This is a genomic window from Candidatus Saccharimonadales bacterium, from assembly GCA_036397795.1.
In the GTDB taxonomy this organism is placed as follows: Bacteria; Patescibacteriota; Saccharimonadia; order Saccharimonadales; family DASWIF01; genus DASWIF01.
Map to the genome: position 1 here is coordinate 1 of DASWIF010000026.1, position 26,697 is coordinate 26,697.

At 49.8% G+C, this 26,697-nt stretch carries 28 protein-coding genes; 24 read left to right on the top strand and 4 right to left on the bottom strand.

Translation table 11 applies throughout. From position 1 onward, the window contains the following. From VGA08_01605 to VGA08_01620, 4 genes are all read left to right on the top strand, one after another. The coding region (locus VGA08_01605) for a hypothetical protein (GenBank protein ID HEX9679290.1) at window positions 1-1,601 on the top strand (1,601 nt) is incomplete at its 5' end. Next, entirely contained in the window at window positions 1,602-2,186 is a 585-nt protein-coding gene (locus VGA08_01610) for a hypothetical protein (protein ID HEX9679291.1), read from the top strand. 47 nt (window positions 2,187-2,233) lie between these two features. Then, entirely contained in the window at window positions 2,234-3,007 is a 774-nt protein-coding gene (locus tag VGA08_01615) for an AAA family ATPase (GenBank protein ID HEX9679292.1), read from the top strand. Continuing rightward, the gene (locus VGA08_01620; protein HEX9679293.1) at window positions 2,994-3,866 is read left to right on the top strand and encodes a ParB/RepB/Spo0J family partition protein; all 873 of its coding nucleotides are present in this window, start codon (window positions 2,994-2,996) and stop codon (window positions 3,864-3,866) included. The genes VGA08_01615 and VGA08_01620 overlap by 14 nt, the downstream gene beginning before the upstream one ends. Here the strand turns inward: VGA08_01620 and lepB are convergent. Then, entirely contained in the window at window positions 3,863-4,588 is a 726-nt protein-coding gene (lepB, locus tag VGA08_01625) for a signal peptidase I (GenBank protein ID HEX9679294.1), read from the bottom strand. The two genes, VGA08_01620 and lepB, sit on opposite strands and share 4 nt — an antisense overlap. 73 nt (window positions 4,589-4,661) lie before the next feature. Here lepB and VGA08_01630 point away from each other — a divergent pair, with 73 nt between their 5' ends. From VGA08_01630 to VGA08_01640, 3 genes are read left to right on the top strand one after another with little or no spacing between them, the layout of a single operon-like run. Next, window positions 4,662-6,218, top strand: coding sequence for an LCP family protein (locus VGA08_01630; protein ID HEX9679295.1), 1,557 nt, complete (start codon window positions 4,662-4,664; stop codon window positions 6,216-6,218). Continuing rightward, a complete protein-coding gene (locus tag VGA08_01635; protein ID HEX9679296.1) occupies window positions 6,205-6,963 on the top strand; it encodes a hypothetical protein in 759 nt (252 codons plus the stop codon). Before VGA08_01630 ends, VGA08_01635 begins: the two co-directional genes overlap by 14 nt. Then, window positions 6,964-8,109: a trypsin-like peptidase domain-containing protein gene (locus VGA08_01640; GenBank protein HEX9679297.1), complete on the top strand. Its 1,146-nt coding sequence runs from the start codon at window positions 6,964-6,966 to the stop codon at window positions 8,107-8,109. It begins immediately after the preceding gene. Window positions 8,110-8,122: 13 nt separating this feature from the next. Here VGA08_01640 and prmC read toward each other — a convergent pair whose 3' ends face one another. From prmC to VGA08_01655, 3 genes are all read right to left on the bottom strand, one after another. Then, entirely contained in the window at window positions 8,123-8,929 is an 807-nt protein-coding gene (gene prmC / locus VGA08_01645) for a peptide chain release factor N(5)-glutamine methyltransferase (protein HEX9679298.1), read from the bottom strand. Between the two features lie 3 nt (window positions 8,930-8,932). Then, a complete protein-coding gene (gene prfA, locus VGA08_01650; GenBank protein HEX9679299.1) occupies window positions 8,933-9,979 on the bottom strand; it encodes a peptide chain release factor 1 in 1,047 nt (348 codons plus the stop codon). Window positions 9,980-10,140: 161 nt separating this feature from the next. Next, entirely contained in the window at window positions 10,141-10,521 is a 381-nt protein-coding gene (locus tag VGA08_01655) for a type B 50S ribosomal protein L31 (protein ID HEX9679300.1), read from the bottom strand. 116 nt (window positions 10,522-10,637) lie between these two features. On the opposite strand from VGA08_01655, the gene VGA08_01660 reads away from it, so the two are divergent. From VGA08_01660 to VGA08_01740, 17 genes are all read left to right on the top strand, one after another. Further along, complete coding sequence (locus tag VGA08_01660) at window positions 10,638-11,561, top strand: hypothetical protein (GenBank protein ID HEX9679301.1); 924 nt, start codon at window positions 10,638-10,640, stop codon at window positions 11,559-11,561. Between the two features lie 126 nt (window positions 11,562-11,687). Beyond that, window positions 11,688-12,470 (top strand): 30S ribosomal protein S2, encoded by a 783-nt coding sequence (gene rpsB, locus VGA08_01665; protein ID HEX9679302.1) that lies wholly within the window; start codon window positions 11,688-11,690, stop codon window positions 12,468-12,470. Further along, window positions 12,457-13,056, top strand: coding sequence for a translation elongation factor Ts (locus VGA08_01670; GenBank protein HEX9679303.1), 600 nt, complete (start codon window positions 12,457-12,459; stop codon window positions 13,054-13,056). Before rpsB ends, VGA08_01670 begins: the two co-directional genes overlap by 14 nt. Window positions 13,057-13,097: 41 nt before the next feature. Next, window positions 13,098-13,652: a ribosome recycling factor gene (frr, locus tag VGA08_01675; GenBank protein ID HEX9679304.1), complete on the top strand. Its 555-nt coding sequence runs from the start codon at window positions 13,098-13,100 to the stop codon at window positions 13,650-13,652. A gap of 4 nt (window positions 13,653-13,656) precedes the next feature. Next, window positions 13,657-14,349: a polyprenyl diphosphate synthase gene (uppS, locus tag VGA08_01680; protein ID HEX9679305.1), complete on the top strand. Its 693-nt coding sequence runs from the start codon at window positions 13,657-13,659 to the stop codon at window positions 14,347-14,349. Window positions 14,350-14,363: 14 nt separating this feature from the next. Continuing rightward, window positions 14,364-15,443: a site-2 protease family protein gene (locus VGA08_01685; GenBank protein ID HEX9679306.1), complete on the top strand. Its 1,080-nt coding sequence runs from the start codon at window positions 14,364-14,366 to the stop codon at window positions 15,441-15,443. After that, a complete protein-coding gene (locus VGA08_01690; GenBank protein HEX9679307.1) occupies window positions 15,424-16,152 on the top strand; it encodes a type II CAAX endopeptidase family protein in 729 nt (242 codons plus the stop codon). The genes VGA08_01685 and VGA08_01690 overlap by 20 nt, the downstream gene beginning before the upstream one ends. A 5-nt stretch (window positions 16,153-16,157) precedes the next feature. Next, on the top strand, window positions 16,158-17,387 hold the full coding sequence (locus VGA08_01695) for an aminoacyl--tRNA ligase-related protein (GenBank protein ID HEX9679308.1): 1,230 nt from the start codon (window positions 16,158-16,160) through the stop codon (window positions 17,385-17,387). A 47-nt stretch (window positions 17,388-17,434) separates the two neighbouring features. After that, a complete protein-coding gene (locus VGA08_01700) occupies window positions 17,435-18,475 on the top strand; it encodes a rod shape-determining protein (protein ID HEX9679309.1) in 1,041 nt (346 codons plus the stop codon). A 1-nt stretch (window position 18,476) separates the two neighbouring features. Then, window positions 18,477-19,145, top strand: coding sequence for a rod shape-determining protein MreC (mreC, locus tag VGA08_01705; protein HEX9679310.1), 669 nt, complete (start codon window positions 18,477-18,479; stop codon window positions 19,143-19,145). Further along, window positions 19,142-19,609: a hypothetical protein gene (locus VGA08_01710; protein HEX9679311.1), complete on the top strand. Its 468-nt coding sequence runs from the start codon at window positions 19,142-19,144 to the stop codon at window positions 19,607-19,609. The genes mreC and VGA08_01710 overlap by 4 nt, the downstream gene beginning before the upstream one ends. Further along, entirely contained in the window at window positions 19,606-21,552 is a 1,947-nt protein-coding gene (mrdA, locus tag VGA08_01715) for a penicillin-binding protein 2 (GenBank protein HEX9679312.1), read from the top strand. The genes VGA08_01710 and mrdA overlap by 4 nt, the downstream gene beginning before the upstream one ends. A 97-nt stretch (window positions 21,553-21,649) precedes the next feature. Then, the gene (greA, locus tag VGA08_01720; protein ID HEX9679313.1) at window positions 21,650-22,108 is read left to right on the top strand and encodes a transcription elongation factor GreA; all 459 of its coding nucleotides are present in this window, start codon (window positions 21,650-21,652) and stop codon (window positions 22,106-22,108) included. 16 nt (window positions 22,109-22,124) lie between these two features. Continuing rightward, window positions 22,125-23,672 (top strand): lysine--tRNA ligase, encoded by a 1,548-nt coding sequence (gene lysS, locus VGA08_01725; protein HEX9679314.1) that lies wholly within the window; start codon window positions 22,125-22,127, stop codon window positions 23,670-23,672. A gap of 19 nt (window positions 23,673-23,691) precedes the next feature. Then, window positions 23,692-24,948, top strand: a complete 1,257-nt coding sequence (gene serS / locus VGA08_01730) for a serine--tRNA ligase (GenBank protein HEX9679315.1) — start codon at window positions 23,692-23,694, stop codon at window positions 24,946-24,948. A 24-nt stretch (window positions 24,949-24,972) separates the two neighbouring features. Next, window positions 24,973-25,365, top strand: coding sequence for a ribosome-associated translation inhibitor RaiA (gene raiA, locus VGA08_01735; protein ID HEX9679316.1), 393 nt, complete (start codon window positions 24,973-24,975; stop codon window positions 25,363-25,365). A 75-nt stretch (window positions 25,366-25,440) separates the two neighbouring features. Next, window positions 25,441-26,697, top strand: a 1,257-nt coding sequence (locus VGA08_01740) for a preprotein translocase subunit SecA (GenBank protein ID HEX9679317.1), incomplete at its 3' end; no start/stop codon positions are given.

Genomic DNA, 26,697 nt, shown 5'->3' on the forward strand with positions numbered 1-26,697 from the left:
TAATCAGTCACACCAGTACCAGGATTAGTGTTACTACGGCTGGTATCCTAACCCTATCCGGCTATAACTGCTCGGCCAACGCCAACGGCGGCGCTCTAACCGCCAACTCCTCCGGCGTCATTAGTTGTACTGATGATGATGGGGGAGGGACCAGCGAGTGGACCGACACCGGTACATTCTTGCACCCGGCTGATTTAAGTGGGGCCGAAGACGTCGGAATCGGCGGCACGACTACGGGTACGGCCGACATCTTGCTTCAGGCGACTGGCGGTGCAATCTTTAATCAAAACCTAGCCAATGTAGATTTCCAGATTGGCGGGTCCACCTTAGCCAACGCGCTGTACGTCGATGCTTCGGCCGATTCGATCGGTTTTGGTACCAGTGCGCCCCAGAGCAGGCTGCATGTCATGTCGGCCGGTGATGCTGGCTTGACCCTTGAAGCCGATACCAACGATGACAACATAGCTCAAACGGCTTTTCTTAAGTTTTCTAAATCGGGCGCGACTCACGTGGGTTATCTTGGACTGGTAGGCGCCGCCGGCACTTTACCTGGCGGCGGGTCCTATACCGGTACGGTAGCCAACAGCGTGCTACTAGCGACCACGACTGCCACGCCGATATCGGTTGGAACTAATAATCAAGTCAGGTTTCAAGTTGGTTCTAGTGGCCCGGTACACGTGCTAGATATTGGCGCCACCTCTCTAATATCACCGTCGGGCAATAACTTTGACATCCAAAGTACCGCGACTAACGGCCCAGTATTTACGATGATTCGACACGATACTACTTCTACCGTCGGTAATTCGATTGGCCGGATTGACTTTTATAATAACGACACTGAGCTCACGACCCAAAACATCTATGCTCAAATTCAAGTTGTGGCTGCCCAGACCATATCGACTGACGCCGCCGCCGGTGAACTCCTATTAAAGACAACTGGAACCGCGGTGGCGGGGGCGCCAATCGAGAGAGTTAGGATTAATGAAACCGGCGTGGGGATTGGCAACTTTACTCCCGGCGCCAGACTCGATGTCAATGAAAATACTGGCTCCAGTAACATCGATATTTTTAGGGTTATCAGTGACGTTGGCGGAACGGATAATGTCAAACTAAGCATCGACAGCGACGGCGACTTGGCGCTCGATGGTAGTATCTCGGTTTTGGACGCTCAAGGCCTGACTCTCGGCACCAGTAATGACGCGACGCTGTCTTACGACGAAGCCGGCGAAGACCGGGTAGAGCTAACCGGTACCAATGCCAATCTGTTTATTGAGGACAGGCTAAGTCTTGGCGTGGACGCCAGAACGATTAGCGATAACGGAACTGGCGCCAATGCGACATTGACTCTTAATCCGAACTCGGCCTACGTTGAGATTACCTGTAATGATGCCCAAGGCTGTGATATTACCATGGCTGAGGCGGCACCAGTTAGGCAAGGCAACGTGCTGGTAGCCGTTAACTTAAGCGCCGTAAATGTAAACTTTGCCGATACAGCCAACGTAACGGAACTGGCCGGTGTCTTTGCGGCTGGCCAATATGACAGTATCACGATGATGTATTTGAGCGACCGGTGGGTCGAATTGTCACGCTCGAACAACTAAATGATTATCAAGCGCTCCCACCCAAAGCTAAAACTACTAGTTCCGGTGCTGTCGATTATCTTGTTGGTAGTGGTATTTTTTGTACTGCCAAAACGAACAGATAATCAATTATTTGATGATCCAAACTTTGGATTAGTTTTTTCGTACAGTACTGATCTTGAGCAAACCAAACTAACAGAGCAGGATCATAAGGGCAGTATCTTCCTTCGGCTTCAGCCAAACTCGTCGCTAGCAGCCAATCTGTTAGTGACCGCCCGGGCCGAATCCGGCCTGGCCAAGGTAAGCGCCGTAACTAAGCAGACACCCCTCGAGATCATAGCCTCTAACATTGAACGGACGTATCCGTCCCGGTTTTCCGGCTGGCAACTGCAAACTGAACGTACCTTTGATATTAGCGGCCGTCCGGCCAAAGAAATAATATTCAGCTACAATGGACCGGCTGAGCCAATTACCCAACGGTTTTTGGTTATCATCAAGAATGATGACAGCGCGATCTTTTTGAGCGCTCAAGCGCCAACGGCGCAATATGGTGCAGTTAACCAAGCCTACTTTGAATCGATATTTGACAGTGTCAGCATCGAGTGAGTGATCTGTACCGCTTAAGTTACAAGTGGTAAGCTTTATCCATTAGCATGACGATTATCGCGATTGCCAACCAAAAAGGCGGGGTGGGAAAGACCACGACTGCTATAAACCTGGCAGCTTACTTGGCTGAACTCGGGCAAAAGGTCATTTTGATCGACCTTGATCCGCAAGCTAACAGCACTAGCGGTTTGGGCATTGACGCCGGAAAGCTCTCTTCATCCGTTTATGACGCTCTGTTTGACGAATCACAAACCGAAGGAGCGGTCATTGAGACAATTCACGGCGGGTTTTTGTTGCTACCGGCTAGTACCGATTTGGCGGCAGCCGAAGTCGACTTGGTTAAAGAACTATCACGGGAGCACAAACTGAAGAACCTGATTGCCAAATTAAGCGCGGATTACATAATTATTGATTGTCCGCCGAGTCTAGGACTACTAACAGTCAACGCTCTGACTGCAGCCGACCACGTCTTGATACCGGTGCAGGCCGAATATTTTGCTCTGGAAGGCGTAAGCCATCTTCTTGATACCATCTCCCGGGTGAAGCAAGCGCTCAATACTCAGCTGGAGATACTAGGTGTACTGCTGACTATGTACGATAGTCGAACGGCGCTGGCTAAGGGTGTCCACGCCGAAGTCAAAAAACACTTTGGTGACAAGGCATTTGATACAGTCATACCAAGAAACGTACGATTAGCAGAAGCGCCGAGCTACGGCCAGCCAATCAAACACTATGACCGCTGGTCGAAAGGTGCCCGGAGCTACAAACAGCTAGCCAAAGAAGTACATAAACGATCAAGGAGCAAAGATGCCAGTAAATAGAGGACTGGGACGAGGTTTAGATTCGCTGATTCCGACTACGATTGAAGCCGAATTTGATCCGACGGCCAGACAAGACGAAGCAATATCCCGAACACAAATGTTACTCATTTCAATTATTAAGGCTGATCCTGAACAACCGCGGCGAATAATAAAATCCGAGCAGCTTAACGAATTAGCTGCCTCGATCAAGAAACACGGAGTGCTGCAACCGATTGTGGTCAGACCAGATGGAAGTAAGTACTTTATTATCGCCGGTGAGCGCCGCTGGCGGGCCGCCGCCCTGGCCGGCCTAAAATCCATACCGGCGATTATCCGGTCGCTTTCAGGCCAACAGAAACTCGAGGTGGCATTGGTTGAAAACATCCAAAGAGAAGACCTGACTCTGCTTGAGACAGCCACTGCGATTGCGAAATTGAACCAACAGTTTAACCAATCGTACAAACAAATCTCGACCGAGCTAGGCAAAGCGGAGAGCACGGTGATAAATATTGCTAGGTTACTTCAATTGCCATCTCCGGCAAAAAGGGCGCTGGGTAGTGGTGCTATCAGTGAAGGTCACGCCCGCCAAATCCTGGCACTAAGCACCGAAAAATCTAAACAAGAGTTATTAGACCTCATTGTGCGACACGGCTGGTCTGTACGACGGGCCGAACAATACGTCGTGGAACGTAAAAAAGGCGGAGGTTCTTTAAACTCTATCGTCAAGCGAAGCGCCTCGACCAACGAAGACACCAAATTATTGCAGGGTAAACTAAAGACGAAGGTTTATTTACATAAACTGGCCAAGGGTGGCCGGCTGGTAATCGAGTATAAAAACGCCCAAGACTACAATCGGATTATTGCCCGCTTGAAAGATTAAAAGACGCCAGCGTCGCCCAACGGGTAGATCCTCAACACCAAGTCGCCGACGATATCACCGAGCGGGACTGTACCGAGATCATTTCTGGAGTCAAGCGATCCGCCGGGTATTCGATTATCGCCGACGACAAAAACTTTGCCGGCCGGTACCAAGCTTTCCAGCTTATCGGTGGCCCCGACTAAGTCCAGGCCGTAAACATCGTCAAAATTAAAAGTATTACTGCCGTCTGGTGGTGTGACGAATAGCTGGCCGTCGCGCACAATAATTATGTCTCCGGGTAAACCCACCACCCGTTTAACCAGCTGGACATCGGCCGATTGAGGATTATGGAAGACAATAATCTCACCGCGTTTAGGTAGATAGTCACGTCTAAGCAAGCTTGACCAGCTCTTACCGAGTTTCGAGATAATTAAGCGATCACCCTCGTGTAGCGTCGGCGCCATACTCTGGCCAAATACTTCGTATGATTGAAAAACCACGTGGTTAATGACAAAGGCCAGCAAAACGGCGCCAAAAATTAACTGCCCGAACGACCAAAATCCCTTAAACGCCGTACTCCTTAGTCTCTTTTGTGGTTTAGGCGTCGTCGGTACTTCCTGGTAGTGGCCGATCGGATCAATCTGGGCCGCCGAGGGGGGGGAAGCGTGGAGGCTTGGCTCGTCGGCCGAAGGGCTAGGCTCTGGGTTCTGAGTAACGTTTGGTTCTGATTGCCGTTGTTCCATTATGCACTCGGTATTATACGCTACAATATAGCCGCCTTTGACTTTACCACTAGTGGTATTGTACGTATACTCAATGAGTGCCAATTTTATGGATATAAAACCGCCCTCCGATCGTCCCAATCCTTTGATTAATCGGCGTCAGAAACGTCAAAATATTGGCGATTTTAAAAATACGCGAGAACTTAAACAATCCGAGATCGAGGGAGGCCGGACCGAGCCCGGTTCGTTAAAAAACATTGATCCGTTTGATCTAGGTAGCGCCGAAATCAACCAGCCCGCGGACACGCTGCCGAAAAGACACTGGTGGTATTGGTTTAAGCCATCGTATCTGAGGCGTAATTTCTCGCCGCGGCGGTTCGTTAAACGTACAGTTTTTCTGAGCGGGTTGACTGTTTTAGCCATCGGGCTTTTTTTTGCTTTCAAATTATTTTTCGTCGCTCAAAATATTATCGATCGTGACAGCGGCGGTGCCTTGGCCTTGCAAGGCAACATTGACCCGAGCCAGCTCAAAGGCGAGGGCGACGGCCGGGTCAACATTTTGCTGATCGGCGAGGGCGGCGATCAGCACGATAACGGCAGCCACTTGTCGGACACAATCATAGTTTTAAGCATCGACCCATTTAATAGTGAGGCGGCGCTTTTAAGCTTGCCGCGCGATATGAGAGTTGATATTCCGAGCAAGTGGCGAACTAAAATCAACGCGGCCTATGCCTTGGGTGAAAACGACGGGTTTGAGGAGGGTAATTACCCTAAAGGTGGCGCCGGATTGTTACAAAAAACGGTCGAGCAAACGCTGGATATACCGGTACATTATTATATTCGGGTTGATTTCCAAGGCCTGGAGCAAGCGGTCGCGGCAGTCGATGATATTAATTTGACAATTGCTGAAACCATTTGTGACTATCACATTGCTTGGCAGTTTAACTTCAGCTGTATTGAGGCCGGTACGACGAGCTTAAACAGCCAGCAGGCGCTGTTTTATGCCCGGACGCGTAACACCGCACGGTCGGATTTTGACCGCGGCGAGCGCCAACGGGAAGTTTTAATCGCGCTAAAGGACAAAATTTTCTCGGTTGGAACGTTAGCTAATCCGATTAAAATCGCCGAATTACTCGAGGCGGCCGGACGGCACGTCAGAACCAATCTACAAGTGCCGGGCGACCTGCTGAGACTAAATGAAATTGGCCAGAATATACCCGCCAACAAAATTTTATCGGCTGAAATCGTCAGCTATCTGTCCAACGCCGGCGACGGCAGTACCGATTATATCCCGCGTTCCGGGGACTTTGGCGAGATTCAAAAGTACGTCCGCTCGATTTTTACGGACGGTCTTATTAAAAAAGAAGCCGCCACCGTCGATATTATAAATGGTAGTGGACAGGCGTCGCTGGCTAAAACGCAGGCTGATTTACTGCGCTCCTACGGCTATGTTATCAATCAGGTCAGCGACGCGCCGACCAGCGATTATGTCGCCACCAAGCTATACGATCTAAGTGGTGGCAGTGCGCCGTTTACCCGGCGCTATCTGGAACAGAGGTTTAATACCTTGGCGGTTAATAATAGCCTGCCAACCGGCTTGTCATCGCAAGCTAAATTCGTCATCATACTTGGCAAGGATGCAACGCGCTAAATATTTTTGGGGTAAAGTCGCCTGGGGCAACGTCTGGCATAGTCTACTAAACGTGGCCGTGCCGTTGATTGTTTTATTGCTGGTCCGCTTGAACTTGACCATTTTGGCCCTAGCTACTATTTTGGCCAGCAAGTGGCGGGTGGTAGCAGTTCAGCCACGACATTGGTTAGCCAATTTTCGGACCAATAGTTCAGATTTAATCGTCAACCTCAGTTTTTTAGTGCTGCTTTACCAGGCTTCGTCGATTGCCACTAACTTATTGTGGACGGGGTTTTATATTATCTGGTTGACCTATGTCAAACCAAAGAGCAGCGAGCTCTGGGTCGGAATTCAAGCCATACTAACTCATTTTTTGGGCCTGTCGGCCCTATTTTGGCTGGCTGACAGTCTAAATGAATCAATTGTCGTATTGACGGCGTGGCTGATCGGGCTAAGCGCCGGCCGGCACTTTATTAGCCACTTTGAAGAAGCGCTCATCCGGGTTATAAGTTTTGGTTGGGCGCTGGTCGTGGCGGAAATCGTGTGGATTAGCAATCGTTGGCTGATCATTTATCCCCTGGCCAACGACCTAGTAGTTCCGCAGGTAGCAATCATCATTACCATGATTGCCTATGTTTTAGGCAGCCTGTACTATCTCAGCCAAAAAGGCGCGCTTAAAAGGAGTTATGCCCGGCAGTACGTCATCTCTGGCTGTGCTATAATCCTTATGATTATTTTGCTTACTAATTGGAGCATTGACCGATAAATGGAGCCTTCGGCCCGGCCGGCGGACGAGCCGGCTAGAAACGTCCATCACGCCTGGTTCAAATTGAGCTTTTTATTGGCGGCGCTGGTCATGGGCTTTATCGGCGGACTGCTGGCGTTGCGGCTGGATGATAGTTTAGGGTCTGGTTCGGCCGGTCAAAGCCAAGAGCTTATCTTAAGCGAGAGCGAGGTTATCGCAAATGTGGTTGACCAGGTCAGCCCGAGCGTTGTGTCGATTAAAGTCGAGACAGAAACCAGCGGCGGACTTTTCTTTAACCAGACCATTACCCGGCAGAGCGCCGGTAGCGGTGTAATTGTCGACCAAAACGGCCTAATCTTGACCAATCGGCACGTCATACCTGATAACGTCACCAATGTCAGCGTGGTGTTATCGGACGGAACAATTTATGACGAAGTCGATGTGGTCGACCGCGATTTATTAAACGATATTGCTTTTTTACAAATTAAAGAACCTAAAAAACTGACAGCTGCCAGGCTGGGCGATTCGGACAAAATGCGGGTCGGAGACAAAGTTATCGCTATTGGCAACGCCCTGGGTGAGTTTAACAACACGGTTACGACCGGCATAATCTCAGGTATAGGCCGCCCAGTTGTAGCCGGAGACGGGGTTGAATCAGAGCAGCTGCAAAATCTGTTTCAGACCGACGCCGCCATTAACCCGGGTAATTCCGGCGGGCCCTTAGTAAATATCAACGGCGAGGTGGTCGGTATAAATACGGCGGTAGCCGATAATGCCGAAAATGTTGGTTTTTCAATACCGATAAATGATATAAAACCGTTAGTCGCTTCGGTCAAAAGGAGCGGTGAGATCATTCGTCCGTTCCTCGGTGTTAGATACGTATCGTTAACACCGGCTATCGCCCAGCAATTGGAGACTAAGATTAGCGAGGGAGCTTATCTTATTGGCGACGATACCGATCCGGCCATTATCCCTGGCAGCCCTGCTGCCAAAGCCGGATTGAAAGAACAGGACATCATTCTCCGGGTTAATGGTACGCCAATCACCGTCAATAAGCCGTTGTCGGCCAGCTTAATCCGTTTGAACGTGGGTGATACGGCGGTGTTGACAATCCAACGGGGTGAAGAAGAAATTACAGTCGAGGTTATCTTAGAGACAATGCCTTAAGTTTGTCCGTGATCTAGCTTGGCGGCAATTTGATAAAGACCGAAACATTAGGCGATAGCCGCTGAAGCTTAAACCCGGCCGCTAGTGGTTGGAGATATTTTAGCTGGAAGGGTAAATGTTCTAACAACAGCCAACCGGGATAATTGAGCTTAACGCTGGCGTCTGACAGTAGTTGCCGGATCAGTTTAAGCCCGTCCCGGCCAGCAAAGAGGGCAAGTCTCGGCTCGAATCTCAGTTCCGGCTCAACCGCCAATTTGGCGGGCAGATAGGGTAAATTAGCGCTAATAACGTCATAGCGACCGCGAGCGCCGCTAAGAAGATTCATTTGTTTGAACTTAACGCTTAGCTTTAATCTCCGGGCGTTGGACCGAGCCAAGCTGAGGGCTGCCTTAGAAAGGTCGCTGCCGGTTACGATAAGGTCCGGGCGATGGGATTTAAGCGCCAAAGCAATCGCGCCAGAACCGGTACCGACGTCGTGTACCCGGCTATTTGACGGTGCTCGCCGCACGATGTACTCTACCAGTTTCTCCGTTTCCGGACGGGGGATTAAAACCCGTCTATCGAGTTGAATGTCCAGGCCGTAGAAGTCTTTTTGACCGATGATATAGGCGATTGGTTCTCGCTTAAGCCGCCGGTGCTTTAGACGATTAAGCGCTTTTAGCTGAGCCGAGCTGAGCGGTGTGTCCATCCGAGCCAACAGCTGGGCGCGGTCTTTTTTAAGAACCTGTTCGAGTAGTATAAAAGCATCCAGCCGCATGGTGTCTATACCAACCTCCGCCAACTCGGCGATAGCCCTTCTCAGCCAGTCTTTAATTGTCATTTTTTAGTAAAGCGGTTTGGGCTTAGTCTTGAGGGCTTCAAACAGGTCGTCGATATCGCCGTCAAGCGCTCCCGGCAAGTTAGAACGGCTAAAGCCAATTCGGTGGTCGGTTATTCGGTCCTGGGGGAAATTGTATGTCCTTATTTTTTCACTGCGATCGCCGGTTCCAATCTGTGAGCGCCGGGTGGCCGCCGCTTCGGCCTGGTGCCGCTCGATTTCTTGAGCCAAAAGACGCGAACGAAGAACCCCCAGCGCTTTGGCGCGATTTTTTATTTGGCTTTTTTCGTCCTGGCAAGTTACCACTAAACCGCTTGGTAAGTGGGTTATCCGAACGGCTGAATCAGTAGTGTTGACGCTTTGTCCGCCGTGACCAGACGAGCGGTAAACGTCAACCCGGATATCTTCTGGTTTGATTTCAACGTCTTGCTCTTCGGCTTCGGGCATGACAGCCACGGTAGCAGTCGAGGTATGGATCCGGCCGCTGGACTCTGTTACGGGGATGCGTTGAACCCGGTGGACGCCGGATTCGTACTTCATCAGTCCATAGGGCGCATCGCCCTTAATGGCGAACACCACTTCTTTAAAACCGCCGCCGCTGGCCACGCTTTCATTAATAAGCTCGCTGTTGTAACCATGGGTTTCTGCCCAGCGGACATACATCCGATAGAGGTCAGCGGCGAACAAGGCCGCCTCGTCGCCACCGGCGCCGGCCCGAATTTCTACCAAGACATTCTTTTGGTCGTTAGGGTCTTTGGGGGCTAATGAGTCATTTAAGCCGGCTACCAACAAAGCTAGACGCTGTTTGGCCTCTTCCAGTTCGGCCTCGGCCAGCTGGGAAATGTCAGGCTCGTCGCTACTAAGCAGTTGTTGGGCTTGGCGGATTTGACTTTCCAGCTCGGACTTTTGCTTTAGTAATTCGAGAATCTTTTTAAGTTCATTTAGGCGGCGGGTTTTAACAGCGATAGCCGGGTCTTTAAAAGCCTCGGGTTTGGCTAACTCGGCTGACAGTCGATCATATTCTTCGTTGAGCTGGTCTTGGGTTTGGGCCATATTCTTTTGCCATTTTACCGCAAAAGATGGTACTTTGTCCTGTTCGGTTTTAACTTATAAACCAATCAAAATGCGATAACATAGTTATATAATTAATTATATAATTTTTCATAATAACAGAGAGATTTGTAACAACCAAGTGTGCGAACATGGTTATATAATTATTTATCGGATTTTGTTGGTTTTTTGTTTTGGGCTTTAGCGTCACCGAGCTTGGTGGCGGATACGGTCGGTTTGTTGGCCGCTTGGACGGCCGACTTCTTGGCCTTATTGGCCAGTCTACCGCGTTGAGACTCAGCCGCGGCTTGACGGGCCTTAAAGCGATCAACCCGACCCTCGACGTCAACGATTCTTTCTTCACCGGTAAAGAAGGGGTGAGAGGCACTGGAAATATGAACCGTCAGGAGCGGATATTCCTGACCGTCTTCCCATTTGATGGTTTCACCGGTTTTAGCCGTCGATTTGGTCAAAAAGGCAAAGCCGGAGTTGCTGTCTTTAATCACCACCGGCCGATAGTTGTCTGGGTGCAGACCCTGTTTCATAACGAGGTGAGTATACGCAGGCCGGTTCAATCAGTCAAGGATAGAACATTTAAACTATATTGACTTAAAGTCAATAAGATGTTAAACTTCATTGATTTTGCGAGGTTTTGTTGACTATGAGGCGAGGAGCGATTTATTACTATGGCTTAATGCTACCGGCGGCGCTGGTAGTATTGGTAATGACCGGCTTTGTTCTGTCGCATCTGTCTACCTGTGAAAGCGGCCGCAAAACCAGTTGTTTGCCGCTATCGCTACTTAGCTTTGCCGCCGAAACCAAAGCAGCCAACCAATTGTCGACTGAAGCCAAGCCGGCAAAACCCCGACCTGCCACCAAGGTACTAAGGGCAGCAGCGCCGCGCCGAGGTAACGCTCCTTCAGCAAGGGAAGTGAGCCCGACTTACGCTCCGCAACGGCAATTTAGCGCCAAATCGATGGTCTACCCTAACACCGCCGGTACCGGCCAGGCGCCGAATACCAATCCGGCCACAAAAGAGCTGTTAAAGCGTTTGGGCTATTCTGAAAGCAGCCTCTGGCGGGCCGGTATTAAGTTGATTCCTCATCAGGGGCTGATTAAGAAAAACTGCTCAACCGTCAGTGGGTCCTATGTCAACGGCCTGGCCATTAAAGCCGGGTCAGATTTTCCGAAATGCCCAAATGGACAGCAAACAATCCCGGATAAGTATCAGCACGCCAATAAGTGCACAGTGGTTTATAACTGGCAGAATTATCGTTTAGCACCGACGGCTACGGGAAACGCTCAAGCAATATTAGCTCACGAGCTAGGCCACTGTTTTATGCTGATTTATGGCATTGTTAGCAATTTTGAGCCGGCCTACATCAGCCAGGTCCGGCCGCAGCTAGTAGGCCGCGATTTTACGACTAGATTTGAGGTCCAAGCCGATGATTTTATGATCTGTCGTCATCGATCAGACACCGCTTGGGGGACGAATAGCTACTATCACTCATTCAGCTTTGGCCGGCCAACTAAAGACCAGTGTTCCGCCGCCAATAAATTATTTAATCGGTTTTTTCCGTTATAGGGTTGCGAAGGCTTGACCAATCTGTTAAGGTCGGAGTAGTTTAGTATTAATCGTAACAGCTGGTTGTGACTAATCCTGGTCGGTAACTTAATCGACTAAAAACCAGCGACGCGGAAGGATTATGCAGTGACCACCCCGGATTTAAAGACCCTGTTTGAGGCCGGTGCCCACTTTGGCCATAAAACCAGTCGCTGGCACCCGAAAATGGCCGGATACATCCATAGCGCCAAAAACGGCGTCCACGTAATCGATTTGAACAAGACCGTCGATGCGCTGGCAGCCGCTACTGACTTTATCGAGAAGATCGTAGCTAGCGGCAAGAGTGTCTTATTAGTGGGGACTAAACGCCAGGCCAAGGATTTGATTAACGCCGCCGCTAAACAGACCGGCATGCCCTACGTCAGTGTGCGCTGGTTTGGCGGTATGCTGACAAATTTTAAAACCATGCAGGAGCGGGTCAAGCGGCTGAAAGATCTGGAATCCCGATTGGCCTCAGGCGAGCTCGCGGCCAGATATAATAAGCTGGAAGTTCAACGTTTTGAAGAAGAAATCGCCCAACTGGAGCATAACTTCGGCGGTATAAAAGACATGAGCGGTCTGCCCGGGGTGGTTTTCGTAACCGACATGGTAGGCGAGGATATAGCCGTTAAAGAAGCCAATAAACTCGGCTTGCCAGTAGTGGCTATCGCCGACACTAACGCTGATCCGACCCAGGTGGAGTATCCGATCCCCGCTAACGACGACGCTATTAAAAGCTTAGAGCTAATAATAAACACTATCGTCGAGGCCATTACGGCCGGTAAAGCCCAAAAAGCCGGAGTTGCTAAAGAGCAGCCACTACCAGCGGCCAAGATCCCACCGGCAAAAGCGGCCGAAGAGCCAAAAAGGAGTCAGGATGAAAAAAGTTGATATCAAGGAAATTAAACGCCTCAAACAACTAACCGGAGTAGGAGTAACTGACGCTAAACGGGCGCTGTCAGAAGCCGACGGAGATTTTGATAAAGCCCTGGAGGCCATGCGCGTTAAGGGTTTGTCAAAAGCCGACAAAAAATCGGAGCGAGAAGCTCGGGCTGGCCTGGTGGATTCGTATGTTCATTCGGGCAGAATCGGCGTAGTAGTCGAGATTAACTGTGAAACAGATTTTGTGGCCAGAACCGATGATTTTAAAACCTTGGGTCACGACGTGGCTATGCACATCGCTGCCAGTTCTCCGCGGTTCGTAACGCGCCATGATATTCCAAAAAAGGAGCTTAACAAAGAACAAGATTTGATTAAGCAGCAGTTAGCTAATGAAGGTAAACCAAAAGCTATGATCGATAAGATCGCCGCGGGCAAACTTAAAAAATGGTACGCCGAAGTTTGCTTGGTCGACCAGCCCTTTATCAAGAACCCGGATGAAACCGTTGGAGATTTGGTCAAACAGCACATTGCCAAGCTGGGTGAAAATATTGTTGTAAGGCGGTTTGGCCGGATTGAGTTGGGCGGGTCGGATTAGTTATACTTTATCTTGAAGTGACTTAGAGGGAGCAAAAAATAATGGCCTTAAATATTGAAGAAGCCAGGGAAAAAATGTCTCAGGTAGTTGAACGGTTGCACGAAGAACTGAAAAAAATCAGAACCGGCCGGGCCAGTGGCAGCATGTTGGACGGTCTGGAAATCGAGGCCTACGGCCAGCCAATGCCGCTAAAACATGCAGCCAATATCGTCGCTTTAGACGGACAAATGCTGCAAGTCACGCCCTTTGATCCGAATAATTTGGGAGCTATTTCAACCGCTATCAACAACTCAAGCCTAGGGCTGAATCCGTCCGATGACGGTCACGTTGTTCGAGTAGCCGTCCCACCTCTAAACGAAGAGCGCCGTCGAGAACTGGTCAAGACATTAGGCGACAAGGCCGAAGAGGCCCGGGTGGCACTCAGAAACGTCCGCCATGACGCCATGAAAAATGCTAAATCCGAACAGCAGGAGGGCGAGTTATCCGAGGATGATTATCATCGCGTGGAAAAACAAGTTAAAGAACTGACTGATGGCTTCAACCGGCAAATAGACGAAGCCTTCGAGCACAAGCAGTCAGAGATAATAACGGTTTAATCTTTTGGTTGAATCAACTCAGCACACTCCTAAGCACGTCGGCTTAATCGTGGACGGTAACCGACGATGGGCCAAAGCCAGAGGTTTGCCTACCCTGGAAGGCCATAGACGCGGCTATGGCAACATAAATAAGATCGCTGACGCGTTATTCTCTCTGGGGGTAAGTTATGTTACGGCTTACATCTTTTCGACTGAAAATTGGAACCGCGATAAAAACGAAGTGTCGTACTTGATGGACCTAGCTTATGAACGCATTACAAAGGACTTAAAAATATTAGATGAAAAAAATATTCGCTTGTGTGTTTTAGGGCGTCGAGATCGAGTGTCGAAGAAGCTGCTTAAAGTGATCGATAATGCCGTTGATCAGACTAAGGATAACGACGGCGGAACCCTGTCCTTTTGTTTTAACTACGGCGGCCAACAAGAGATAGTAGACGCCGTAAACAACTTGGACCCGGCCAAAATCGGTTTAATTACAACAACCGATATCGATAATCATCTGTACGCGCCTGACATCCCGCCGATTGATATTCTGGTCAGGACCTCCGGCGAATTTAGAATAAGTAATTTCATGCTTTGGCGGATTAGCTATAGCGAGCTTATGTTCATGAGCAAACACTTCCCGGCGCTTAATAAGAAGGACGCGCAAATTATCGTGCAAGAATACGCTTCGCGACAGCGTCGGTTTGGCAAATAGGGTAGGATAAGTACATGCTGCTTATTTTTGGTGTTTTAATGTTCGTGCTGCTGGTGGTTATCCACGAATTCGGGCATTATCTAGCGGCCAAAAGAAACGGTGTAATAGTCGAGGAGTTTGGCGTGGGTTATCCGCCACGAATAACCGGGCGTCGGTTTAAAAAGAACGGCACAATTTATAGTCTGAATTGGCTGCCGCTCGGGGGCTTCGTCCGGCTTAAGGGCGAGCACGATGCCGACGATTCTGCCGGTAGTTACGGCGCAGCCCGATTCCATAAAAAAGTTCTGATTTTGCTAGCCGGCGTGGGTATGAACCTGGTTGCCGCTGCTATTATTTTGACCGCCCTTAGTTGGGTTGGCTTGCCTAAATTGGTCGAGAACCAATTTAGTATCGCAAGTGATACTAGAGTTATTAAAAGCGAAGTGTTGATAACCTATGTCGAACCAGAATCTGTGGCCGATGGGGCCGGATTGAGTGTCGGTGATAGGTTGTTATCGCTGGACGGACAGGCGATTAAGTCCGCCGATGAGCTGCCGGCCTTAGCCCAGCGATTGGCTGGCCGACAGGTTGAACTGGTAACATCGTCGGCCGGAGAAACGATGCAGCAGCAAGTAAGACTTGATAGCGAGGGCGGAGACGACGGCTACCTGGGGGTTGTGGGTGGTAATTTAGATATCGAGCGTTCTGGTTGGACGGCCCCAATCAGAGGAGTCGGCTTGACCGCGCAGTTTGGCTGGCTGACCTTGAAGGGCGTAGTAACAACAGTTGGACAATTGTTTTCCGGCCAGGGGTCGGCGGCGGCCGAAAACGTGGCCGGACCAGTTGGCATCGTCGTACTGTTAAAGGATGTCAGCCAGGCTGGTTTAAATTTCGTTTTATTTTTTGTCGCCCTTATTTCCGTTACATTAGCGGTAATGAATGCATTGCCGATTCCGGCGCTTGATGGCGGACGGCTGTTTGTCAGCTTTTTATTCCGGGTTATGAAGCGGCCACTATCGGCTAAGACCGAGGAGCGGATTCATGCTACTGGGATGGCGGTATTATTGACCCTGGTTGCAATAATAACTGTGGTCGATGTCCGAAGATTCTTCTAAACCGGAAATATCACCCCGGCCTTGGGGCTGGGTGGCTGCAATCGGCATCGTCCTGTTAGCCTTGGCGGTTGGCGGCCTGGCGGCCGAAGCCTTGAGGGTTTTAACTAGCTGGCCGGCCAATGATCTGACTCAGTTTCAAGACTTGGCGCTAGGGTTGGTCAGTATTGGTGTGACGATTGCCGCTGTTATCGCCTTTGTCAACTACCGCGGATTTAGTTTGGAGGCATTGGGGTTTAACCAGCCAAAATCAAGGATTAAAGCCAGTATCGCTTTGGTTTTTGGCACCTTCGGTCTATATTTCCTGACTTCGTTATTGGCTATTTCTCTATTGAGTGTGCTGTTACCGAACGTTGATTTGAATCAAGCCCAGGATCTTGGCCTGGACGAACCGGATAGGTTTATCGATTATGGCGCAATATTTTTATTACTGGTTTTGATTGCACCGCTGAGTGAAGAGATTATTTTCCGCGGCTTTATGTTCCAGGGATTGACACGCAGCATGCGATGGCAACTGGCCGCGATCATATCGGCCGCCTTGTTCGGGCTGGCACATGGCCAGCTCAATGTTGGCATCGATACCGGATTACTGGGCCTGTTCTCGGCCTGGTTAGTCCATCACACTGGTTCTATCTGGCCCTCAATCGGCCTGCACGTGCTGAAAAATCTAATTGCCTACACGCTGGTGTTTTTACTGCCTCTGCTATCATAACTACTATGAGAATGTCCCAACATGCTACCAAAACTCTCCGGCAAGCGCCGTCAGAAGAAGTAGCTAAAAATGCCCAGCTGTTGATTCGCGCCGGATTTATCAACAAGGAGATGGCTGGCGTTTACAACTTTTTGCCGCTTGGACTCAGGGTAATGGAAAAAATCAAGACCATCGTGCGTGAGGAAATGGACAAGCTGGGTGGGCAGGAAATCATAATGAGCACTTTGCAGCGCCCAGCCCTCTGGCAAAAAACCGACCGCTGGGACGGTGACAAGGTCGATATCTGGTTCAAGACAAAATTAAACAGCGGCTCAGAGATCGGCCTAGGTTGGTCGCACGAAGAACCAATCACCGACATGATGAAAAGCTTCGTCGGTAGTTACCGCGATTTGCCAAAATATGTCTATCAATTCCAAACCAAACTGCGCAACGAGTTGCGGGCCAAAAACGGCTTGTTACGAGGCCGGGAATTTGTCATGAAAGACCTGTACTCGTATTCGCGGGACGAGAAATCCCATCAGGAATTCTACGACGCGGTAATTAAAGCCTACTTACGAGTTTTTGAACGAGTCGGCTTGGGTGATAAAACCTTCCTGACGTTTGCTTCTGGAGGGGCTTTTACTCAATTTAGCCACGAATTTCAAACCGTTATGCCCGGCGGTGAAGACACAATTTATCTTGATCGGGAAAAAGGCCTGGCCGTTAACCAGGAAGTTTTAAGCGACGACGTACTCCAGCAGCTAGGCCTAGAGCGCGCAGGGCTTCAGGAGCTGGCCGCGGCTGAGGTTGGTAATATATTTAATTTCGGCACGGCCAAATCGGAGCAACTTGACTTATTGTTTACCGACGAAGATGGCAAACGCCAAGGGGTGGTACTAGGCTCTTATGGCATTGGTATAACCCGTCTGATAGGGGTGGTAGCAGAACTTATGGGTGACGATCGGGGTCTAGTTTGGCCAGCTGCCATCGCGCCGTATAGATACCATCTTATTTGGGTCGGTAGCGAAGAAGTTAAACAACAGGCCGAAGCTGTCTATGATGATCTTACTAAGGCCGGTCACGAAGTGCTATTTGATGACCGTGACGTTCGGCCGGGTGAGAAAATGGCCGACGCTGACTTGATCGGGCTGCCGTGGCGATTAGTAGTCAGTGATAAAACCCAGGGCCGTCTTGAAATTAAAGCCCGAACGGCCGATGAAATTAAGTTAGTCGACGCTAACGAGCTTCAAAAGTAAATAAAACTTTTATTCAGCTTAGTTAATTGGTTAAACTAAGAACAATCATGTTTAACCGATTAAGACGGTTGTATGCCCACGACATTGCGATTGATCTTGGCACGGCCAATACGTTGATTCATGTGGCTGGCCGCGGGTTGGTCATTAATGAACCAAGCGTAGTGTCGCTTAACCGAAAGTCAAAGCGGATAGTTGCCGTTGGCGAACGGGCCAAGCAGATGCTTGGCCGGACGCCGCCGGAAATCCAGGCAGCACGACCATTAGTCGACGGAGTGGTCAGCGATTTTGAAGTGACCGAGCAAATGCTTAAATATTTTATTGATAATTTGCACAGGGATTATCGTGTTCTCTGGCCGCGACCGCGGATGATAGTTGGCCTGCCGGCCGGTGTAACAGAGGTCGAACAACGGGCAGTAGAGGAAGCGGCCAGATCGGCCGGAGCGAGAAAAGTTTATTTAATCGAGGAACCGATGGCGGCAGCCATTGGGGTCGGCTTGCCGATCATGGACCCACAAGCCAGTATGATAATCGACATCGGCGGTGGTACGACTGAGGTCGCCATCATTGCTAACGGCCAGGTAGCATATTCACGCAGCTTGAGAATCGCGGGTGATGAATTGAGTGAAACGATCATGCAGTTTATGCGCGATGAATACAATTTGGCGGTAGGTGAACAAACAGCCGAACTGACAAAAACCGAAATCGGCGCGGTCTACATTCATTCCGATCCAAAAAAAACGACAGTACGCGGCCGCAATATAATTACTGGTTTACCGGAAGCGGTCGAATTGTCATCCGAGGTGTTAAGAAAACCATTGGCTCGTCAGATCAAACCTATCTTGGAAACCGTTAAAACGGTTTTAGAAGAAGCTCCTCCCGAGCTGGTAGCCGACGTGTTGGTCAGGGGTATCGTCATGACGGGCGGCGGTTCACTAATCGGAGGAATCGATCACTTGATATCGAATGAAACTAAACTAGAAACAACGGTAGCCGATAACGCTTTGACTGCTGTTGTCGAGGGGGCGGCGTTAGTGTTGAGCGCAATTGACCAGTACCGCTCAGTTTTGCTAGCGGGTACAGGAGCTTAAGGTGAAGTCAACATTCCAGCCGTTGGCGCTCATCGTCGGTCTAGCTTTGCTGGTCGGTTTGCGATTAGTTGCCAATTATGATCCGATTGCCGAGTTCATTCAGTCACGGCTGCCGACCCACCAATCTGCACCGTCCACCCCGTCCGACCCAAGGCTCGAACAATTAAACAAGCAGATTAATAGCCTTAAGTCTGCCTTAGATTTTAAATCCAACCACACCGGCCGGCTGATAGGGCTAAATATTTTAAATAAGACAACGGCAAGCTTCCGCTTGTCGCTTAAAATTGACGGGGGTAAGGAAGTCGGTATTAAACCAGATCAAGCCGTGATTCACAACGGCCTGATGATTGGTGTCATTGGTTTTGTAGAGGCTAACTCGGCGACAGTTTTGCTAGTCGGTGATCCAGAAGTAAAAATCGCGGTCAACGTCAACGGAGCCGACGGATTGGTAGAAGCTAAAGCCGGCGGCAAAGTGGTGACAAATTTAAATCAGGTTGAATTCAGCCCGGGACAAACAGTTATTACCAGCGGGCTAGGGGGATTGTACCCACCAGGATTGGTAATTGGCCAACTTGGGGCTAATCTACCAACCGAGTTTTTCAGCGAATACGTATTGGAACAGGACTTTAGTGTTGGTGAAATCAGCTTCGTTCAGGTGCTGGTCCTATGAGGTGGGGGTTAATCCTGACAATTGCCTTGGGCGGTCTGGTGGAGGTGCTTTTTATCGAAGAGCTGTCGTTTGGGCCAATCCATTTGCCGATATTATTGATATCACTGATGGTAGCTGGCTGGAATGATTGGCTTGGGGCCAAGTCGCTGCTGCTGGCTGGCGGTAGTGGGGGTTACATAGCCGACGTTATTGGCGCACTTAAGCCGGGGTCGGTCATCCTGCCGCTACTACTTGTGATAGGTTTGTTTGTTTGGCTAAAGCCGCGGCTGAAACTGACGCCCGGACCCAAATTGCTTGTTCTAGCGATAACCTGCGTACTTTTTTACTTTGCGGCTGAGATGGCGCTGACCCGACGTAACCTAAGTATTAGAGACTTGCGCCAGGCTATCCAATACGGATTGGTAGCGACTATGGCATTTATCACGGTTAATTTTTTTTCCACCAGAACTTTGGCCCGATTATGATAATCCGCGACAAAATAAAACTTAATCTGCCGCGACTGAGAATTATTCCTGGCCGTCGACAGAAATTGGCGGTCCAGTCGACTGCCTGGCAGGAACAAATGCTGCCCGGCCCGACCGAAACAAGTGTTTATGAGGACGGGTCAAAGCGGACTGTCCCGATCTTTTTGGTTGGACTGGTGGTTATGACGGGTTTGATATTGGGTTGGCGTTTATTCCAGCTGCAAGTTACCGCCTTCAGTCAATATAACGAGCTGGCCAACGGTAACAGAGTGAGAGAGACGATTAATTATGCCCCGCGGGGGAGTATCTATGATCGTGACGGCCGGCTGTTAGCCCAGAACATCATTAGCCATAAGCTCATCGTTACACCTTATCTATTACCAGACGAGGAAGCCGAAAGATCGAAAAGTTATGAGCTTCTAGCGCGATTGCTCAAAATGAAACCAGCCAAAGTTAGAACAATCGCGGAAGCTGAAGGCACCGATTATCCGCTGCCAATTAATATTAAGTCCAATTTAGACCACAAGACGGCTATTACGCTCGGACAATTTTTGCCAAAACTAAACGGGTTTCAAATCAACGAGTTCCCCATCAGGCAATATCGAGCAGGGTCAGGACTGGCGCATATTTTAGGTTATACCGGAGACGTCAGCGAGGCCGACTTAGCGGCTGATGGCACCCGGCTGCTGTTGCCAATTGATATTATCGGCAAAACCGGTATAGAACTGCAGTACGACCAGGTATTAAGAGGACAAAACGGGTTTGAAAGGACCGAAGTCGATACGTTGGGACGGCCGATTAGATTGTTGGCCCAAAGTCGCTATCAGCCGGGACAGGACATAACATTGACACTTGATTTAAACGTTCAACGGCGGCTAGCTAAGGAACTAAAGACTCAGATGCGGCGGGCCAACGTTACCCGGGCCAGCGCCGTCGCCGTGGATCCAGAAACTGGCGAAATAATCGCTATGGTTAGTCTGCCCGATTATGACAACAACCTGTTTGCCCGCGGTATTTCTAGTAGAGATTTTAGTCGGTTAGTCAATAATCCCGATCAGCCGCTGGTAAATAAGGCTATCGCTGGCGGCTATACCACCGGTTCGACCATTAAACCGGTCGTGGCTAGTGCGGCCCTACAGGAAAAAGTGGTAACTCCCCAGACAATAATTGTTGATAGCGGAGCCCTTACTGTTAGGAGTGTTTATGATCCGTCGGCGACATTTACTTTTCTTGGCTGGCGGCCCGGAGGTTTAGGGCCGATGAATATTCGAAGCGCCATCGCCTGGAGCTCAAATATATATTTCTATACTGTCGGCGGCGGTTTTGGTAATATTGGTGGCCTGGGTGTCGATCGTTTAACCAAATATTATCGGGACTTTGGTTTGGGTGAACGATCCGGCATTGATTTACCGGGAGAAATCAGCGGCTTGGTGCCGGACCGAGCCTGGAAGCAGCGGGTCTACCAAGAGGACTGGTTTGTCGGCGATACTTATAATATCTCAATCGGGCAAGGCGACATGTTGGTCTCGCCGCTGCAGCTGACCCTGGCGGACATGGCCGTGGCCAATGGCGGCTATTTATTAAAGCCGCAGATACTGTTAAAAATTGGCGAGGAGGTAATGGCCCGCCGGACGGTTAGACGTGAGGTTTCTGTTAGCAAATCAAACATTCAAATTGTCAGAGAGGGCATGCGGCAAGTTCTAACTGGAGGCACGACTTGTGAATGTACCTTTGCCAAGGTGCCTTTTAAAGTCGCCGGAAAGAGCGGAACTGCCCAAACCACCAGTAATGAAGCCCGTCGTCCACACGCTTGGTTTACCGCTTTTGCGCCTTACGAACAACCCCAAGTAATGATCACGGCAATGTTAGAGGGGGGCAGCGGCGGATCGCTCTATGCTGCACCGGTTATTGCTGGGGCGATGGAAACGTTTTTTCGGCCTTAAAAGCAGCTTGTAAAAACTAAATCCGTCAGTTACCATGTAGCAGCATTAAAAGAGAAGGCAAGCTAAAAAGCACCAACAGGTGTTTTTGTTTTTCAAGATGAACAAGAAAGAATACCGACTAACTCCCGGAGGTCTCGAGGAGCTAAAAAGGGAACTAGAAACGCTAAAAGCGCGCCGATTGACCATTGCCGAAAAACTAAAAAATGCCAGAGAGCTTGGTGATCTGAGTGAAAACGCCGAATATCACACCGCCCGAGAAGAACAAATTCAAGTCGAGGGCCGAATCTCTGACATCGAACACGTGGTCTCACACGTAGAGCTAATCCAGACCCCGAAAGATAAAACCATCGTCGAGTTGGGAAACACCGTGACTCTAAATAACGGTCAAGACCGCCATCTAACCGTCGTCGGTTCAGTAGAAGCCGATCCAGCAGAAAATCGCATTTCAGACGAGTCCCCTTTAGGCAAGGCGATTCTAGGTAAAAAAGTCGGTGATAAAGTCGAAATTGAAACGCCGGCTGGCAAAACCGTCTATACTGTCAAAGATATAAAGTAAGCGCAAATCCTAAAAAATGGCGGACAGTAATTTCTGGCTCGACACCGTCGCAACCGACATTGACAGGCAACATCCCGACGGGGAAGTTGTAGTTTCTTCCGGTGTTTCACCTTCCGGCGCCTATCATGTCGGTACCTTGCGCGAGGTTTTGACGGCTGAGGCGGTTTGTCAGGCGCTCAAAGCTAAGGGGAGGACAGCTCGGCACATTCATGTGGTGGACGACTTGGATGTGTTTAGAAAAGTCCCCACTAACCTACCGGTTAGTTTTGAAAAATATCTCGGCTGGCCGCTATGCGACATTCCGTCGCCGGATGATACCGCTGGCTCATATGCCGATTTTTTCTTGAACGACTTGTTGCATAGCGCCAAACGGTTGAATTTTGAGATGGAAATTGTTCGCTCGCACGAAAAGTATCAAGCGGGCTTTTTTGTCCCGGCAATCGAACAGGCACTGGCTTCGGCCGAAACCATCAGCCGGATATTAACTAAGGTATCGGGCCACAAAGTTGATGAAAACTGGTCGCCAATCCAGGTCGTTGAAGGCGGCTATTTAAAAAATCGCCGATTTATCTCAATTAATACGGCCGCCAAGACGTTAGTGTACGCCGACGTTAATGGCCAACCAGTGGAAGTGTCCTACCGGGATGGTCAGGTCAAACTCAATTGGCGGGTGGATTGGCCGGCTCGGTGGTGGTTAATGGCCGTGGACGTGGAACCGTTTGGCCGCGATCATGCGACCATTGGCGGTTCTTATGATACCGGCAGTTTAATCGTCAAGCAGGTTTTTAAGTCGGAGCCCCCGATACCGATTCCATATCATTTTATTAATCGTAGCGGTGAGACTAAAAAAATGAGCAAAAGTGCCGGTAACATAGTTACGGCCAGAGAACTAACGGACATACTCCCAGCCGAACTAGTTTGGTACTTTATGCTGCGTTTACCGCCTCGGAGCCAATTGTTTTTTGACGAGGGCCAGACAGTTGTAAAGCTGTTCGATGATTTTTCAGCGCTGCTGGCTAAGACCGATAAATCACCGGCCGAACAGAGCCTTGTGGAGTTTTGTCTGAGTCGGGTATTACAACCAACAGTCAGCCCGGCGGTGCCGTTTACGCACCTGCTGACGGCCTACCAGGCTGGGCTAAAAGACAGTGCAAAAGCGCTTGAAATAATTGCCCGGAGTGAGTACGCCCAGGCAGTCGAATCAAATTCCGATACCCTGAAAAAGGAATTGAAATTTATTGACATCTGGTTGGAGCGCTGGGCGCCGGACGAATATAAATTTTCCGTTCTAGAAAAAGTCGAACCGGCTGATTTTGACGACGATGCTAAGCAATTTTTGGCCGTCTTGGCCGACAAAATTGAACAGGCGCCAAAGATGGCCAGCGGAGACTGGTTTCACCAAGCCATCTATTCGCTCAAGGATGAATTATCAATTGATCCCGAGTCAATATTTCAGGCGCTCTATCGGGCTCTGATTGGCCGAGTGTCTGGTCCCAGGGCGGGCTGGTTCTTGGCGACGTTAGACAAGGAATGGCTAGTTAAGCGCCTAAGATTTCAAGCCTAAACACGGTATAATGTATTAAATGTTGGACACACAATTTATCCGGGAAAATCGCCAGCAGGTAGAAGCCGACGCGAAAGCCAAGGGCGTGGCGGTTGATTTGGCCCGCTTGCTGGAGCTTGACACCGAGCGCCGTCAGTTGATAGCCAAGCTGGATGAGCTTCGAGCCGAACGAAACCGCTTAGCTCAGGCGACCAAAGGCCAAAAACCTGGCCCTGACAGTATCCAAAAGGGCAAACAACTCAAGCTCGCCGCGGGCGAACTTGAAGCCAAACTGGGCGAACTCGAACCGCAACTTCGACAGCTGGAACTAGAGGTGCCGAATATCTTGCATGAATCAGTTAAGCGCGGTCCGGGCGAGACGGCCAACGAGGTCGTTAAAACCGTCGGTCAGAAACCGGAATTTGATTTTGATCCAGCCGATCACGAGACTCTTGGTCTGGCGCTGGATATCATCGATTTGGAATCAGCGGCGCACGCCAGTGGTTCTCGGTTCTATTACCTCAAGGGCGCGGCGGTCACGCTGGAATTTGCTTTGGTCAATTGGCTGCTCCAGAAATATGTTGCTAAGGGCTTTACGCCGGTTACCACTCCAGTGCTGGTTCGCGAGCACATGCTTGAGTCCACCGGTTTTTTTCCGGCCGATAAAAACGAGATTTACCACGTTAATCCAAACGAGGATAATCTGTATTTAATTGGGACGTCGGAAGTTACGTTGGCCGGGTTGCATATGCTCAAGCCACTTGAGTCCGATCAGCTGCCAAAGCGATACGTCGGTTTTTCGAGCTGCTTCAGGCGGGAAGCTGGCAGCTACGGCCAGGACACTAAAGGTATTTTCCGGGTTCATCAGTTTGATAAGGTGGAAATGTACAGTTATTGCCATCCGGATAGAAGCTGGGATGAACATGAATATCTGTTTGGTATCGAAGAAGAAATCCTGCAAGAGCTCGGCTTTCATTATCAAGTTATTAATATCGGCTCAGGAGATCTTGGAGCGCCGGCGGCAAAGAAATACGACTGCGAGGTCTGGCTGCCAGCCCAGGGCCGCTATCGTGAACTAACAAGCTGCTCGAATACGACTGATTTTCAGGCCCGGCGGGGGGGTATGAAATTCCGAGACGACAAAGGTAAGTTAGAGCTGGTGCATACGCTAAACGGAACCGCCATGGCCTCGACTAGGACGATTATCGCCATTTTAGAAAACTTTCAGACAAAAGACGGCCGGGTTGTTATACCTGAAGTGCTGCGGCCATACCTTAATGGGCAGGATATAATTTGACGGCCAATTACGAGGGGGGAATCGATGATAAAACAAATTGATATAGCCGGTATCCATTACGACGTCGACGCCAAACTTAAGAAATATGTAAAAAATAAGATTGGCCGGCTCGATCGCTACATGCCGAGAAAGGGCAGACGCTACGTCCGAGTCGACGCTAAGCTGATCGAGACCAGGGGCAACAAAAATGATAAATACACCGCCGAAATCGTCCTGCACCTGTCCAAAGGCCAGTTAACAGCTTCCGAGTCGACGCTCAATATGTACGCGGCCATTGATATTGTCGAGGCCAAGCTCAAGAATCAACTCCGAAAACTCAAAGAAAAACACTTAAGCCACCGGCGGATTGACCGCAAGGGTGTTTTCCGGCGCGTACGACGGCTGGCTGATCGCGACTTTTGGGGCCGTCAGAACTGAGCCGAACAACTAACAGCAATTACCGATATATGGGATAATAGAACAAACCTATTTTTTGGGAGATTTATGAGAAATGTGCTGAAAAAAGTTTTCGGCAATCCAGAAGCGCGCGTCCTCAAGCAGTACTACGCTCAGGTAGAGAGCATAAATGCGCTGGCCGGTAAGTATAAGAAAATGAGCGATAAACAGTTGTCGGAGCAGACAGCAGTATTTAAGGCGCAACTAGTTAAAGGCAAAAGCCTGGACGATATTTTATATGATGCCTACGCCTTGGTGCGAGAAACTGCCACCCGTGTCCTCGGCCAAAGGCACTTCGACGTTCAATTAATCGGTGGTATTGCGCTGCACCAGGGCAATGTCGCAGAAATGAGAACCGGCGAAGGTAAAACACTGGTGGCGACGCTGCCGGTTTATCTTAACGCATTAGCTGAAAAAGGGGTTCATATCGTAACGGTCAACGATTACTTGGCCCAGCGCGACGCCGGTTGGATGGCTGGTATTTATTATCATCTCGGGCTGAGTACAGCTGTGATTATTTCTCAAAGCAGCTACATTTATGACCCGGAATTTGAAAATAAAGATCACGACGACGAGCGTTTTCGACATCTTCGGCCATGCGGTCGACAGGAAGCTTACCAAGCCGATATAACTTACGGCATGAACAGTGAATTCGGTTTTGACTACCTGCGGGACAACATGGTCGAGGAGGCGGAACAGCTAAGACAACGCGACTTAGTCTATGCCATAGTGGACGAGGTCGACTCGATCCTGATCGATGAGGCCAGAACCCCATTGATCATTTCAGCACCGGCCACCAGTAGCGGCAGCAGTTATGCTTTGTTTTCCCAAGTCGCCCGTCGACTGAGCGCCGATGATTATGAAGTGGACGAGAAAAGAAAGGCCACCGCTTTAACTGACGACGGGGTGGAGAAAGTTCAAAAACTGCTCGGTATTGATAACCTCTACTCACAAGACAATATCCAGGTAATCTATCACCTTGAGCAAGCCCTTCGAGCCGAGACGCTGTTTAAGCGGGACAAGGATTACGTCGTTACGCCGGACGGAGAAATCGTAATCGTCGATGAATTTACCGGACGGTTGCTCCACGGAAGGCGGTATAACGAGGGCCTACACCAGGCGATTGAAGCTAAAGAGGGTGTTGAAGTCAAACAAGAATCGGTTACACTGGCGACGATTTCTTATCAAAATTACTTCCGGCTGTATGACAAACTGGCCGGAATGACCGGTACGGCAAAGACCGAGGAAGAGGAGTTCCAACAAGTTTACAACCTGAACGTGATCGAGGTTCCGACGAATGTGCCGATTATCCGG

Excerpts from the sequence above, each read along its gene's own strand:
- VGA08_01610 (HEX9679291.1), top strand. The coding sequence starts at position 1,602 with ATGATTATCAAGCGCTCCCACCCAAAGCTAAAACTACTAGTTCCGGTG.
- VGA08_01615 (HEX9679292.1), top strand. The coding sequence starts at position 2,234 with ATGACGATTATCGCGATTGCCAACCAAAAAGGCGGGGTGGGAAAGACC.
- VGA08_01620 (HEX9679293.1), top strand. The coding sequence starts at position 2,994 with ATGCCAGTAAATAGAGGACTGGGACGAGGTTTAGATTCGCTGATTCCG.
- lepB (HEX9679294.1), bottom strand. The coding sequence starts at position 4,588 with ATGGAACAACGGCAATCAGAACCAAACGTTACTCAGAACCCAGAGCCT.
- VGA08_01630 (HEX9679295.1), top strand. The coding sequence starts at position 4,662 with ATGAGTGCCAATTTTATGGATATAAAACCGCCCTCCGATCGTCCCAAT.
- VGA08_01635 (HEX9679296.1), top strand. The coding sequence starts at position 6,205 with ATGCAACGCGCTAAATATTTTTGGGGTAAAGTCGCCTGGGGCAACGTC.
- VGA08_01640 (HEX9679297.1), top strand. The coding sequence starts at position 6,964 with ATGGAGCCTTCGGCCCGGCCGGCGGACGAGCCGGCTAGAAACGTCCAT.
- prmC (HEX9679298.1), bottom strand. The coding sequence starts at position 8,929 with ATGACAATTAAAGACTGGCTGAGAAGGGCTATCGCCGAGTTGGCGGAG.
- prfA (HEX9679299.1), bottom strand. The coding sequence starts at position 9,979 with ATGGCCCAAACCCAAGACCAGCTCAACGAAGAATATGATCGACTGTCA.
- VGA08_01655 (HEX9679300.1), bottom strand. The coding sequence starts at position 10,521 with ATGAAACAGGGTCTGCACCCAGACAACTATCGGCCGGTGGTGATTAAA.
- VGA08_01660 (HEX9679301.1), top strand. The coding sequence starts at position 10,638 with ATGAGGCGAGGAGCGATTTATTACTATGGCTTAATGCTACCGGCGGCG.
- VGA08_01670 (HEX9679303.1), top strand. The coding sequence starts at position 12,457 with ATGAAAAAAGTTGATATCAAGGAAATTAAACGCCTCAAACAACTAACC.
- frr (HEX9679304.1), top strand. The coding sequence starts at position 13,098 with ATGGCCTTAAATATTGAAGAAGCCAGGGAAAAAATGTCTCAGGTAGTT.
- VGA08_01685 (HEX9679306.1), top strand. The coding sequence starts at position 14,364 with ATGCTGCTTATTTTTGGTGTTTTAATGTTCGTGCTGCTGGTGGTTATC.
- VGA08_01690 (HEX9679307.1), top strand. The coding sequence starts at position 15,424 with ATGTCCGAAGATTCTTCTAAACCGGAAATATCACCCCGGCCTTGGGGC.
- VGA08_01695 (HEX9679308.1), top strand. The coding sequence starts at position 16,158 with ATGAGAATGTCCCAACATGCTACCAAAACTCTCCGGCAAGCGCCGTCA.
- VGA08_01700 (HEX9679309.1), top strand. The coding sequence starts at position 17,435 with ATGTTTAACCGATTAAGACGGTTGTATGCCCACGACATTGCGATTGAT.
- VGA08_01710 (HEX9679311.1), top strand. The coding sequence starts at position 19,142 with ATGAGGTGGGGGTTAATCCTGACAATTGCCTTGGGCGGTCTGGTGGAG.
- mrdA (HEX9679312.1), top strand. The coding sequence starts at position 19,606 with ATGATAATCCGCGACAAAATAAAACTTAATCTGCCGCGACTGAGAATT.
- greA (HEX9679313.1), top strand. The coding sequence starts at position 21,650 with ATGAACAAGAAAGAATACCGACTAACTCCCGGAGGTCTCGAGGAGCTA.
- lysS (HEX9679314.1), top strand. The coding sequence starts at position 22,125 with ATGGCGGACAGTAATTTCTGGCTCGACACCGTCGCAACCGACATTGAC.
- serS (HEX9679315.1), top strand. The coding sequence starts at position 23,692 with ATGTTGGACACACAATTTATCCGGGAAAATCGCCAGCAGGTAGAAGCC.
- raiA (HEX9679316.1), top strand. The coding sequence starts at position 24,973 with ATGATAAAACAAATTGATATAGCCGGTATCCATTACGACGTCGACGCC.